The following is a 13,054-nucleotide window of genomic DNA, read 5'->3' on the forward strand; positions in this document are numbered from 1 at the left end:
CATGTCCGACGCGATTCGCCACGAGGTGGGTGTACCGGTACCGCAGCAGCAGCGCAGGTCCGAAGCCGAGACCGGGCAGCTGATCTCCTACGTGCTGCCCGTCTACAACGAGGCCGAGGGCATCAAGCACTTCCACGCCGAACTCACCGGAACCGTCGCCCAGCGGCCCGAATTCGACTACGAGTTCGTCTACGTCAACGACGGGTCCGCCGACGGCTCGCTGCGGATCCTGCGCGACATCGCCAAGAACGACACCCGCGTCCGGGTCATCGACTTCGCCCGCAACTTCGGCCACCAGATCGCCATCACCGCCGGGCTCGACCTCGCCGCGGGCGACGCGGTGATCGTCATGGACACCGACCTGCAAGACCCGCCGAAGGTCAGCCTGGAGATGATCGACGCGTGGCTCGACGGGGCCGAGGTCGTGCAGGCGCGGCGGCGGACCCGCCGCGACACCCCGTTCAAGCGGTTCACCGCGCACACCTACTACCGGCTGCTGCGCAGCTGCGCCGAGGTCGACATCCCCGTCGACACCGGTGATTTCCGGCTGCTCGACAAGCGCGCCGCCGAGGAGCTGCGCGGGTTCCGGGAACGCAGCCGGTTCATCCGCGGCATGGTCGCCTCGATGGGCTTCCAGCAGCGGGAACTGCTCTTCGACCGGGACGAGCGGGTCGCGGGCGAGACCAAGTACCCGATGCGCAAGATGCTGCGGCTGGCCGCCGACGGCGTCACCGGGTTCTCCACCGTTCCGCTCAAGCTCATCACCCGCATGGGCTTCGCGAGCCTCGCGCTGGCGCTGGCCGGGATCATCTACTCGGTAACGCTGCGGCTGTTCTTCCCCGAGATCACCGTGTCCGGGTGGACGATGCTGATGGTCGTGATGCTGTTCCTGGGCGGGCTGCAGATGCTGTCGCTGGGGGTCATCGGCAGCTACATCGGCCGCATCTACAACGAAGTCCAGCAACGACCGCTCTACATCGTCCGGGATGTGATCCGGCATGACGAAGCTTGAGCCGCGCCCCCGGCTGATCAGCCGGGAACTGCTGCTCTACGCGGTGATCGGCGGCAGCGGCGTGCTGCTCGACTACCTGCTGTTCCTGGTGCTGTTCAACTACTTCGGCGTGCACCACCAGGTCGCCAACGTCCTGAGCACCACGGCCGGGATCACCAACAACTTCGTGCTCAACTCGCTGTTCAACTTCCGCAAGACCGACCGGATCCTGGTGCGGTTCCTGCGCTTCTACGCGGTGGGCGTCGCCGGGATCGTGCTCACGTTCCTGCTGCTCGCGGTGTTCTCGACCTGGCTCGGCATCGACGCCAACCTCGTCAAGCTCGCCAGCCTGCCCGTCGTCCTGCTGTTCCAGTACACGATCAACAAGAGGTGGAGTTTCGGATGAGAGTGGGGATCGTCGGCGCCGGCGCCACCGGGCTGACCGCGGCGTTCGACGCGGTGCGCGCCGGACACGACGTGACGGTGCTGGAAGCCTCCGCCGAGCTCGGCGGTCTCGCGGCCTCCATCGAGGTCGGCGGCACCCCGCTGGAGCGCTTCTACCACCACAGCTTCGCCAGCGACACCGCGATGATCGAGCTCATCCAGGAGCTCGGGCTCGGCGACCAGCTGCGCTTCCACAAGCCCACCACCGGCGTGTACTTCGACGGGAAGCTGCACGACTTCGGCACCCCGGTGGAGATGCTGAAGTTCCCCGAGTTCTCGATGCTCGACCGGTTCCGGTTCGGCGCGTCCTCGGCGCTGCTGAAGGTGATCCGCAACGGCGCCCGGTTCAACGAGGTGCGCGCGCTGGACTGGATGCGCCGCTGGGCCGGGCCGAAGGTCACCTCGACGATCTGGGAACCGCTGCTGCAGGGCAAGTTCGGCGAGCACGCCGAGGACATCTCGATGGCGTGGCTGTGGGCGCGGATCCACTGCCGCACCTTCGAGCTCGGGTACCTGCACGGCGGTTTCGACCAGGTCTACCGCGCGCTGACCGACGCGGTGACCGAGCGCGGCGGGAAGATCGAGTTCAACAAGCCGGTCTCGTCGATCACCCAGCCCGCCGAGCAGGTCATCGTGGGCGCCGCGGACGGCAGCAGCTACGAGTTCGACCGGCTCATCGTCACGGTTCCGCAGCCCGCGTTCGCCAAGGCCGCCGACATCGAGTCCGACGACGTGCTCTGGCGCAACCAGTACCTGGGCGCGACCTGCTTCATCCTCGAGCTCGACCGCAGCGTCATCCCCTACTACTGGCTCAACATCAACGACCCGGAGTTCCCGTTCCTGGCGGTCGTGGAGCACACGAACATGGTGGACCGGCAGGAGTACGGCGGGAACCACGTCGTCTACGTCGGCAACTACGTCCCCCGAGAGGACTGGCGCTTCACCACCGACCCGGCCGAGCTGCTGCGCAGCTTCATCCCGTGGCTGCAGCGCCTCAACCCCGACTTCGACGAGTCCTGGATCCAGAACTGGCACTTCTCCAAGGCCGGCTTCGCCCAACCCATCGTCACCCCCACGTACCGCTCCCTCATCCCCCCGCACACCACCCACCTACCAGGAGTCACCCTCGCAACGATGTCCCAGATCTACCCCCAAGACAGAGGCCAGTCCTACGCAATCCAAATGGCCCACGAGGTGACGGAGCACCTGGGCCTGAGGCAACCCGAACAGCAGTAAGGCAACCCACCACGAAGACGTTTCGCAACGAACGCGACCAAGGCGACCCAAGCTTTGGTAGAGGCGACCCACTACGGGTACGTTTCGAAACGTACGCGACCAAGGCGACCCAAGCCTTGGTAGAGGCGACCCACTACGGGTGCGTTTCAAAAGAAGCGCAACCAAGGCGACCCAAGACTTGGTAGACGCGACCCACTGCGAATACGTTTCAAAAGGAACGCAACTAAAGCAACCCAAGACTTGGTAGACGCGACCCACTACGGGTACGTTTCGCAACGAACGCGACCAAGGCGACCCAAGCTTTGGTAGAGGCGACCCACTACGGGTACGTTTCGATAGGCAGTGGAAATTTCTTCTGAAATTGGCAGCCCCCACAACGCGAGAAAACCCCAAGACGAAGCCAATTTCTGGAGAAATTGCCACTCCGCACACAAGCAACCCGACCCCGCGAAGCGCTCCCGAAGAACCCCGTGGGGTGGTGACAGTTTTCATGAAAACTGTCACGTCCCACGGGGTCTCTCTGCGGAGACGCCCCCAACCCTCGAGGTGGCTGAGCTGGGGTTTTGGGGTCCCGTCGTGTGGGTGGAGGGACAGTTTTCATGAAAACTGTCCCGACCCCCACGGGGTCGTCTTGGGAACGCTCCGCGGGGTGCTTTGGGTGCGTACGGAGGGGCAATTTCGTCCGAAATTGGCTGCGTTTCGTAGTTTTCTTACGTCACGCGGTTCGCCAATTTCAAACGAAATTTCCCCTGCCTTTCGAAACGTATCCGTAGTGGGTCGCGTTTACCAAAGCTTGGGTCATCTTGGTCGCGTTCGTTGCGAAACGCATTCGTAATGGGTCGCCTCTACCCAAGCTTGGGTCGCCTTAGTCGCGTTCCTTTCGAAACGTCTTCGTAGTGGGTCGCCTCTACCAAAGCTTGGGTCGCCTTGGTTGCGTTCCTTGCGAAACGTATCCGTAGTCGGTCGCCTCTACCCAATCTTGGGTCGCCTTGGTCGCGTTCCTTTCGGGACGGGTTGGGGGCGAGGGGTTCAGGCCCTGTTGAGGCCCGGGGTGCCGTCTTGGATGGTGAAGGTGGCGAGGGTTTGGGCTTCGGCGTTTGGTTTGGAGACGTGTGGGAGGACCTTGTAGGTGGCTTCCAGGTTGTCTTCCGTGATCTTGGTGGAGATGTAGCCGCGTTGGTTGTTGTAGAGCTTCACGTGGGGGTTCTCGGCGAGGTAGGCCTTCTCCTCGTCCGTGAGGTCTGCTGAGCCGTCTCCGCCGCTGGTGATCGAGGTGGCCGTCAGCTCCGTAGCGACCACGTTCTCGCCGTCGTGGATCTCGTTGGCCCAGTGGGTGTGCACATCACCGGTCAGCACCACCGGGTTGCGGGTGCCCGCCTGCTTCCAGCCCTCGATGACCCGCTTCCGGGAACCGACGTAGCCGTCCCAGGCGTCCGGGTTGTAGGCCTTCTCCTCGCCGTTGAGGTAGTCGATCTCGGCGAACATGACCTGCTGGCCCAGCACGTCCCACCTGGCCCGCGACGAGCGCAGGCCCTGCAGCAGCCAGCGCTCCTGCTCCGCGCCCGTGAGACTGCGCTTCGGGTCCAGGCGCGCCGGGTCCTGCGTCGGGAACTCGTCGTCGCCCACCTGGTCGTCCCGGTACTGGCGGGTGTCGAGCATGTGGAACGTCGCCAGCGACCCCCACTCGACGCGCCGGAACAGCCGCAGGTCGATGCCCTGCGGGACCTGGGCGCGGCGCAGCGGCATGTTCTCGTAGTAGGCCTGGAAGGCCGCCTTGCGCCGCTCCAGGAAGTTCGGCTGCGGCTCCTCGGGGTGCTCGTAGACCTCGTCCGCCCAGTTGTTGTCGACCTCGTGGTCGTCCCACACGACCACCCACGGGGCCGCGGCGTGCGCGTGCTGCAGGTCGGCGTCGGTCTTGTACTGGGCGTGCCGCTGCCGGTAGTTCGCCAGCGTCTCGGTCTCCGGACCGACGTGGTCGCGGACGTTGCCGCCCGGGATCTCGTAGTCGCCCGCCTGGTACTCGTACTGGTAGTCACCCAGGTGCAGGACCAGGTCCGGGCGCTCGTCGCCCAGGTGCCGGTAGGCGGTGAAGTAGCCGTGCTCGTACTGGGCGCAGGAGGCGAAGGCCATGTGCAGCTCGCCCATCGCGCCCGGCATCGGTGCGGTGCGGGTGCGGCCGGCCGGGGAGAGCTCGCCCTGCGCGCGGAACCGGTAGAAGTAGTCGCGGCCCGGCCGCAGGCCCTCCAGCTCCACGTGCACGCTGTGCCCCAGCTCCGGTGCCGCCTGGGCCTCGCCGCGGCGGACGACGCGGGTGAAGTTCTCGTCCTCGGCGACCTCCCACTGCACCGGGAGCGTCTTGCCCGGCATACCGCCCATGCCGTCGTCGGCCAGCGGATCGGCGGCCAGCCGCGTCCACAGCACGAACCCGTCCGGCAGCGGGTCGCCCGAGGCCACGCCCAGGCTGAACACCCCGGCGCGCCGGGCAGCACCGGCACCCGGCAGCGACCACGCCGCCGGCGCCCCCACCGTCAGGGCGGCGGCACCGGCGGCACCGCCCAGCAGCACGTGCCGGCGCGAGAGCTTCGAAACGTCCATGGCAGCAAGTCCTCCATCGATTCGGGAACGCCGACCACTCTCACCGCACCGGGTGAACGCACCGGTGATCGTCGATGAACAGACCGTGCAGAACGACGAAGCCCCCGGCCACTCAGGACCGGGGGCTTCGCCGAAAAGCGTTGCTCTACAGGTAGAACGCCAGGAACAGGCAGCCGGCGAGGATCGCGCCGAGCACCATCAGGACCTTGTCCTTGAGGACCACTTCCTCCGGCTCACCGGCGACGCCCTTGTCGATGTCCACCGCGTACCGCAGGATCGCGATCACCATCGGCACGATGGAGATCAGGCCCCAGCGCGACATCTCGAACTCGCGGATGTCGTAGGCCCACAGCGAGTAGGTCATGATCGTGATCGCGGCCGCGATCGCCCACACGAACCGCAGGTACGACGGCGAGTACGCCTTCAGCGACTTGCGGATCTTGGCGCCCGTCTCGGCCGCCAGCTTCACCTCGGCGTAGCGCTTGCCCGCCACCATGAACAGCGAACCGAACGCCACGATCAGGTAGAACCACTGGGTGATCACCAGGTTCGCCGCCGCACCACCGGCGATGGCGCGCAGCAGGAACCCGGAGGCCACGATGCACAGGTCGATCACCGGCTGGTGCTTGAGGCCGAAGCAGTAGCCCAGCTGCACCGCGATGTAGACCGCCATGACCGCCAGCAGCGGCATGCTCGTCAGACCCGAGATCACCAGCGAGCCGCCCAGCAGCAGCACGCACACCACGTAGGCGATCGGCACCGGGATCAGCCCGGCGGCGATCGGCCGGTTCCGCTTGGTCGGGTGCTGCCGGTCCGCCTCGACGTCGATCGCGTCGTTGACGAAGTAGATGCCCGAAGCGGCCATCGAGAACACCACGAACGCGATCACCGCGTCGAGCAGGATGGCCGGGTCCAGGATCTCGCCCGCCGCGAACGGCACGGCCAGCACCAGGACGTTCTTCACCCACTGCTTCGGGCGAAGCTCCTTGATCAGACCGGTCACCAGACCCGCGGGCGTGCCCGCCTTGGCGGTCACCTTCGCGTGGTAGGCGTCCGACGACTTGTCCTTCTCGTCGTCGGTCTTGGCCGGCTCGGCCTCCAGCACCTCGTCGCCGAACTCGGCGCCGATGGTGCCCTCCGCGTCCGCCTCGACCTCCGCCTTCTTGGGGTCAGCGGCATCAGGCGTCTCGGCCACGTCGGCCGAAGCTTGCTTGTTGTCAGGCACGGTTCCTCCGCCGTCTCATGAATCGCCGGGTGACCAGTGCCACGGCACCGCCGAGCACCGAACCGGCGACCACATCGCTCGGGTAATGAACCCCCAGGACAAGACGGCTGACCATCATCGGCGGCACGAGGGCCGGGGTCAGCTTCTTGCCGGTCAACCCGCCGTAGAGCACCGCGGCGGCCGTCGTGGACGTCGCGTGCGAGGACGGGAAGCTCAGCTGGCTCGGCGTACCGACCAGCACCTGGATCTCGGGGTCTTTCGGGCGCGGGCGGCGGACCACCCGCTTGACCGCGATCGACGCCGCGTGCGCGGCGGCGACCCCGGCGGCGGCGGTGACCCACTCGCCGCGGCGCTTGCGATCGGCCAGCGCACCGACGGCGCCGATGGCCAGCCAGCCGGCCGCGTGCTCGCCGAACAGCGACATCGCGTGCGCCGTCTTGACGACCGCGGGCTTGGCCAGCGCGCCCTGCACCTTGCGCAGCGCGACGGTCTCGGCCGTGACCTGCTCGTCCTGCTTGAGGTCGGTCACGTCGTCGGGGCCGATCAACGTAGTCAGCTCTGCCACTTCGTCTCCGGGAAGGTCGGCGTCATCGGGGATCAAAGACTTGCTTCCAGGACTCCGCGCTGGTCAGCTCGGGCAGCGCCGCCCGGTACTCCTCGCGCAGTCGCGCCCACTCCTGGCCCAGCCGCTTGTAGTTGGCCAGCGCCTCCAGGCCCAGCCTGCGGAAGGTCTCCGGGTCGCGGCGCCGGAACGCCACCCCGCTGCCGTCGGCGTTGGACACCGTGGCGCTGTCGAGGTTGCCCAGCAGGAACCAGCGGGCGGCGGCGGCCGGAACGTTGAGCTGCGGCCGGTCCGACGCGTCGTGCGCGGGCTCCTTGAGGTTGTGCAGCAGCGCCTTCGAGGCGCGGGCCGCGATCACCGCCGGGTTCACCGGCGGGTTGAGCAGGCCCTCGGCCATGATCGGGTCCGCGCTCGGCGGCGGGAACTCCCGCGCCGAGGGCAGCGTCTTGGCGTCGTCGTAGTCCTTGCGCAGCTCGCGGACCTCGGGCAGCGCCGAGCGCAGGCTGTCGAACAGGCCCGACGGGCCCTTGAGGAAGTCCTCGATGGCCTTCTGCTGCACGGCGACCGTGGAGTACTCCATCGACAGCAGGTGCCGCAGCGTGAGCTTGAGGCCCTGCTTGACGATGTTGTTCTTGACCTCTTCCGGGCTGTGCAGCGCGGCCAGGATCAGCCGGTTGCGGGTGTGGAAGTAGGCGGTCCAGTCCGTGGCGTCGTTCTTGTCGGTCCACGGCATGTGCCAGATGGCGGCACCCGGCAGCGTCACCGTCGGGTAGCCGTGGCCGCCCGCGCGCAGCGAGTACTCCGAGTCGTCGTGCTTGATGAACAGCGGCAGCGGCAACCCGGTGCTCTCGATGATCTCGCGCGGGAACAGGCACATCCACCAGCCGTTGTAGGTGGAGTGGATGCGCTGGTGCAGCTTCTTGGTCTTGCGCAGCGGCTTCTTGGCGAAGTCGTGGTCGGTGACCGCGCCCGGCGCGGCCCGCCAGATGCCCTGGCCGAGGTCGACGACCTCGCCCATCGTGTGCAGCCGCGAGCGCGCCTGCAGGTTGAGCATCTGACCGCCGACGATGACCGGCTGCGTGGCGGCGCGGGCGAAGGCGTTGGCCCGCAGCACGCCGTCCGGCTCCAGGGCGATGTCATCGTCGATGACCATCACCTGGGCGGCGTCGGAGTTGTGGATGCCCTCGTACATGACCCGGCCGAACCCGCCGGAGCCGCCGAGGTTGTCCTGCTCGATGACGTGCAGCTTGTCGCCGATGGCCTTGGCGGCCTCGTCGAAGCCCTCCACCTCGTGGATCTTCTGCGGCCCCTGGTCGGCGACGATCACGCGCTCGACCACCGCCATGACCTGCGGGTCCTCCCCGAGGGTCTTCAGCGCCTCGATGCACTCCGAGGGCCGGATGGTGGTGGTGCCGACCACGACCTGCTGCTGCGGCATCGGCTGGTCGGTGGTCCAGGCGCCGTCGCTGATCTCCAGCTCGGCGTCGTTGGTGAACAGGTCGAACCAGATCCAGCCGCCGTCCTCGAACGGCTGCAGCGACACCTTGAACTCCAGCGAGCTCCAGTCCTCGCTGGAGACCGGGGTTCCCTGCAGGTGGACGCTGTCGCCGTTGGCCTTCGAGCGGTAGACGTCGAGCCGACCGGCCCCCCTGACCCGCAGCCGCAGCACCGTCTCCTCGATCTTCGTCCAACGCTTCCAGTAGCTGGCCGGGAAGGCGTTGAAGTAGGACGCGAGCGAGATCTTGCTGTGCGCGGGAACGCGCAGGTGCCGGCGGGACACCACGGTCACGGTGCTGGCCAGCGCCTCGGGCTCGTCGATGTAGAGCGGACGCACGTCCAGCGGGTCCTCGCCGCGCGGGAACACGATCCGCTGCAGCACCTGCTCGGGCGCCACGTCCGAGGTCCCGGCGCGCACCGAAGTGACGTCGCTGAGCTTGCTCTCACCAGCGGCGTTGGGCTCTCGGGGGGTCCGGTCGGTCACGTCAATCCTCCAGCGAGCCGTCCAGCGAACGACCCTCGGTGAAGTAAGGAGCGATCTTGTTGTCGAACATGCTCAGCGCCGAACCGATGGCCATGTGCATGTCCAGGTACTTGTAGGTGCCCAGACGACCGCCGAAGATGACCTTGCGCTCCTTGGCCTCCTTCTTGGCCAGTTCGCGGTAGGCCTCCAGCTTGCGCCGGTCCTCCGGGGTGTTGATCGGGTAGTACGGCTCGTCGCCGCTCTCCGCCGACCGCGAGTACTCGCGCACGACCACCGTCTTGTCCGTCGGGTAGTAGTCCCGCTCGGGGTGGAAGTGCCGGAACTCGTGGATCCGGGTGTAGGGGACCTCTTCGTCGGCGTAGTTCATCACCGACGTGCCCTGGAAGTCGCCGGTGTTGACGACCTCGGTCTCGAAGTCCAGCGTCCGCCAGCCCAGCTCGCCCTCGGCGTACTCGAAGTACTGGTCGAGCGGGCCGGTGTAGACGACCGGGACGTCGCCGGGCAGCTCACCGCGCACGTCGAAGAAGTCGGTCGACAGGCGCACCTCGATGTTGGGGTGCTCGGCCATCTTCTCCAACCACGCGGTGTAGCCCTCGACGGGCAGTCCCTCGTAGTCGTCGTTGAAGTACCGGTTGTTGAGGTTGTAGCGCACCGGCAGCCGGCTGATGATCGCCGCGGGCAGTTCCTTGGGGTCGGTCTGCCACTGCTTGGCCGTGTAGCCGCGCACGAAGGCCTCGTACAGCGGGCGGCCGATCAGCGAGATCGCCTTCTCCTCGAGGTTCTGCGCGTCCGCGGTGTTGATCTCGGCCGCCTGCTCGGCGACCAGCGCCTTGGCCTCGTCCGGGGTGAACGCACGACCGAAGAACTGGGAAAGCAGACCCAAGTTCATCGGGAACGAGTAAATCTGCCCCTGGTGCTTGGTGAACACCCGGTGCTGATAGTTGGTGAATTCGGTGAACTGGTTTACGTAATCCCACACGCGTTTGTTCGACGTGTGGAAAAGGTGCGCGCCGTAGCGATGCACCTCGATACCGGTTTCGGGCTCCGCCTCCGAGTAGGCGTTGCCCCCGATGTGGTCACGACGGTCCAGCACCAGCACCCGCTTGTCCAGCTGGGTGGCGGCGCGCTCTGCGATCGTGAGGCCGAAGAATCCGGAACCAACAACGATCAGGTCATAGCCTGCGAAGCTCACAGTCGTCGAGGGTAGCTGGAGCGCGGTGCCACCCCGAAACCGCGTTGACGTTATTGGCTACATATGACCACGAAGAGTGTCGATATGGCTGCCGAACACCGCCCAATCCTCGTTGTCCAGGCATTTCATCACCCACCCGGTGTGAGCGCGAGGACACCGGCGGCGACTATTCGTCGTTGTTACTACCCGTTAGGCGACCCTCTCGGCGAGTCGTGCGACGGCTACCATCACGCCGTACCGACGCGCCGGTGAAACCCCTTCACGCAGGTCCGAGGCAGGACGACGGCGCGCAACGCTGGGTGGTGAGCTGTGGGGTCGACACGCGCCCGTGACGGGCGTCACTTGCTGATCGCGGCGATCGTGCTCGAGGTGCTGGCGGTCTGGTTCGTGCACTGGATCGACACCCGCGGGTACATGGACACCGAGATTTACCGCCTTGGTGCGCGCGCGTGGCTCAACGGTTACCAGGTCTACGGCGACGACCTGACCCCGGAAACGCCGGACTCCGCGACGTTGCCGTTCATCTACCCGCCGTTCGCCGCGCTGCTGTTCATCCCGCTGACCTGGATGTCGGAAACGGCCGCCGTCGTGGTGGTCGCGCTGTGCTCGCACCTGGCGATCCTGGTGACCGCCTACTCGCTGGCCCGCTCCTCCCGCCACCTCGCCCCGCACTCCGGCACGGTCGCGCTGGCGACCGCCGCGCTGCTGCCGTGGCTGACGATCATCGAACCGTCGCGGGAAACCCTCAACTACGGGCAGATCAACCTGGTGCTGATGGGCCTGGTCGCCGCCGACTGCCTGCTGCCGCGCACCCGCTGGCCGCGCGGGGTGCTGGTCGGCCTCGCCGCCGCGATCAAGCTGACACCGCTGGGCTTCCTGCTGCTGTTCCTGCTGCGCAAGGACTACCGGGCGATGTCGATGACCGGCCTGACCTTCGCCACCACGGTGTTCGTCGGCTTCCTCGCCGCGCCGCGCGACTCGGCGGACTGGTGGCTGGACAAGATGCTGTCCACCGGCGACTCCTTCGGCACCGTCTACGCCGGGAACCTGACGCTGCGCAGCCTGCTCGCCAAGCAGGAGCTGACCGGCTTCGCGCTGAACTCGCTGTGGATCGGCGGTTCGCTGCTGCTGCTGGTCCTGGCGATCATGGGCATCCGCTACGCGCTGAGCGTCCGCGACGTGCCGTTGGCGCTGGTCATCAACGCCGTGTGGGTGCTGCTGGTCTCGCCGATCTCCTGGTCGCACCACTGGGTGTGGGCGGGCCCGGCGCTGGCGCTGCTGTTCGCGATGACTCTGCGGAACCGCTGGTACGGGATGACGATCGCGGTGGTGATCTCGGCGATCACCGTTCTCGCCGGGCCGCAGTGGTACCTGCCCAACACCGGGGATCGCGAACTCGACTGGACTTTCTCGCAGCAGATCGTGGGCAACGCCTACACGCTGATCGGGATCGGATTCCTGGTGTGCGCCGCGATCGCTCACGTCCGTTTCGGCCGGCGTCCGGTGAATTCCCCGGAATTCACGAGCAGGCCTCTGATTCCGGGGCGCTGATTCCACTCCGCCGATTCGGGCATAAGGGAATTCCAGTCAGCGAATGATCGGAACCGGGCCCATACTCGTTTGTCGTCAGGAAGCGAGTGTCGAGAAAGGACACTCGCCCTCCAGCCGAAGCGAGGTATCGCCCATGCGTTTTCGGTCCACACGCCCGCGGCTGGCAGCCGCCGCGCTGCTGACCCTGGCCGTACTGCCGATCTCCGGGCCTTCCGGCGTCGCCGAACCGAACCCCGAACCGTCCGGCGCGCACCCTTCGGGTACGCAGACCGTGCACATCCCGCTGCGCGACAGCGCCCGCGACCGCTCCGCGGTGCGCCAGGTGCACAGCGACAAGCCCTTCGACCTGATCGGCCTCACCTGGAAGGGCGGCCAGGCCCCCGATCACATCGAGGTGCGGGTGCGCACCGCCGACGGCTGGGGCGCGTGGACCCCGCTGGAAGCCGAGGACGGCGGCAGCGAACCCCTGTGGACCGGCCGCAGCACCGACGCCCAGGTCCGCGCCAGCAGCCAGGGCCGCGACATCACCGACCAGCTGCAGTTCATCGGCATCGACCCGCTCCCGCAGATCACCCCGCCGCAGATCACCGCGCCCGCGCCCGCCGCGAACCCCGGCATCCCGCCGGTGGTCACCCGCGCCCAGTGGGGCGCCGACGAGTCGAAGATGACCTGGACGCCCGAACCGACCGGCCTGAAGGCCGCCGTCGTGCACCACACCGCGGGCACCAACAACTACAGCTGCGACCGGTCCGCCGAGCTCGTGCGCGGCATCTACCAGTACCACGCGGTCGAGCTGGGCTGGGGCGACATCGGTTACCACGCGCTGGTCGACAAGTGCGGCACGGTCTTCGAGGGCCGCGTCGGCGGTCTGACCGGCAACGTGATCGGCGGTCACGTGCGCGGCTTCAACCGCGACACCTTCGGCATCTCGATGATGGGCAACTACGACGGCGTCACCCCGTCGCCGGAGACCGTGCGCTCGGTGGCGAACATGGCGGCCTGGAAGCTCGGCACCGCGGGCATCCCCGCCGACGGCACCACCCGGCTGGTCTCCGAGGCCCCGCAGGGCTCGAAGTACCCGGCGGGCGCGGAGGTCACGCTGCCGACGATCTTCGGCCACCGCGACGCCGCCTACACCGCCTGCCCCGGCGAGCGCGGCTACGCCGAACTCGGCGCGATCCGGACCCAGGCCCGCGACATCCAGCGCTCCGGTCGCCCCTGAGGTCGCCAGGTGACGGTTTTAGCCATAATTGTCCGGGCATAACGGACATGATCAT

General features: G+C 67.2%; 10 protein-coding genes. 5 read left to right on the forward strand and 5 right to left on the reverse strand.

The genetic code is table 11. The annotated features are described in order from the left end of the window. Window position 1 precedes the first annotated feature (1 nt). The 3 genes from BM424_RS25660 to BM424_RS25670 are packed head-to-tail and all read left to right on the forward strand — an operon-like array spanning window position 2 to window position 2,671. Window positions 2–1,012 carry a glycosyltransferase gene (locus BM424_RS25660; protein WP_093423080.1) on the forward strand — a complete coding sequence of 337 codons (1,011 nt, stop codon included), beginning with the start codon at window positions 2–4 and terminating at the stop codon, window positions 1,010–1,012. Then, a complete protein-coding gene (locus BM424_RS25665) occupies window positions 999–1,397 on the forward strand; it encodes a GtrA family protein (RefSeq protein WP_093423083.1) in 399 nt (132 codons plus the stop codon). Before BM424_RS25660 ends, BM424_RS25665 begins: the two co-directional genes overlap by 14 nt. Beyond that, entirely contained in the window at window positions 1,394–2,671 is a 1,278-nt protein-coding gene (locus BM424_RS25670; RefSeq protein ID WP_093423085.1) for an NAD(P)/FAD-dependent oxidoreductase, read from the forward strand. The genes BM424_RS25665 and BM424_RS25670 overlap by 4 nt, the downstream gene beginning before the upstream one ends. A gap of 1,029 nt (window positions 2,672–3,700) precedes the next feature. Here the strand turns inward: BM424_RS25670 and BM424_RS25675 are convergent. The 5 genes from BM424_RS25675 to glf form a co-directional block, all read right to left on the reverse strand. Continuing rightward, on the reverse strand, window positions 3,701–5,266 hold the full coding sequence (locus BM424_RS25675; protein WP_093423088.1) for an alkaline phosphatase D family protein: 1,566 nt from the start codon (window positions 5,264–5,266) through the stop codon (window positions 3,701–3,703). A gap of 145 nt (window positions 5,267–5,411) precedes the next feature. Then, a complete protein-coding gene (locus tag BM424_RS25680) occupies window positions 5,412–6,491 on the reverse strand; it encodes a decaprenyl-phosphate phosphoribosyltransferase (protein WP_093423091.1) in 1,080 nt (359 codons plus the stop codon). Beyond that, a complete protein-coding gene (locus BM424_RS25685; protein ID WP_425442069.1) occupies window positions 6,484–7,056 on the reverse strand; it encodes a phosphatase PAP2 family protein in 573 nt (190 codons plus the stop codon). The genes BM424_RS25680 and BM424_RS25685 overlap by 8 nt, the downstream gene beginning before the upstream one ends. A gap of 22 nt (window positions 7,057–7,078) precedes the next feature. Further along, window positions 7,079–9,034 (reverse strand): glycosyltransferase, encoded by a 1,956-nt coding sequence (locus tag BM424_RS25690; RefSeq protein WP_093423093.1) that lies wholly within the window; start codon window positions 9,032–9,034, stop codon window positions 7,079–7,081. Window position 9,035: 1 nt separating this feature from the next. Continuing rightward, the gene (gene glf, locus BM424_RS25695; RefSeq protein ID WP_093423096.1) at window positions 9,036–10,226 is read right to left on the reverse strand and encodes a UDP-galactopyranose mutase; all 1,191 of its coding nucleotides are present in this window, start codon (window positions 10,224–10,226) and stop codon (window positions 9,036–9,038) included. Window positions 10,227–10,535: 309 nt separating this feature from the next. Here glf and BM424_RS25700 point away from each other — a divergent pair, with 309 nt between their 5' ends. Further along, window positions 10,536–11,777 (forward strand): glycosyltransferase 87 family protein, encoded by a 1,242-nt coding sequence (locus BM424_RS25700; RefSeq protein WP_093423099.1) that lies wholly within the window; start codon window positions 10,536–10,538, stop codon window positions 11,775–11,777. Window positions 11,778–11,910: 133 nt separating this feature from the next. Further along, window positions 11,911–12,999, forward strand: coding sequence for a peptidoglycan recognition protein family protein (locus BM424_RS25705; RefSeq protein WP_175548266.1), 1,089 nt, complete (start codon window positions 11,911–11,913; stop codon window positions 12,997–12,999). The last annotated feature ends 55 nt before the right edge of the window (window positions 13,000–13,054 follow it).

It is taken from the genome of Saccharopolyspora flava (assembly GCF_900116135.1).
GTDB lineage: Bacteria > Actinomycetota > Actinomycetes > Mycobacteriales > Pseudonocardiaceae > Saccharopolyspora > Saccharopolyspora flava.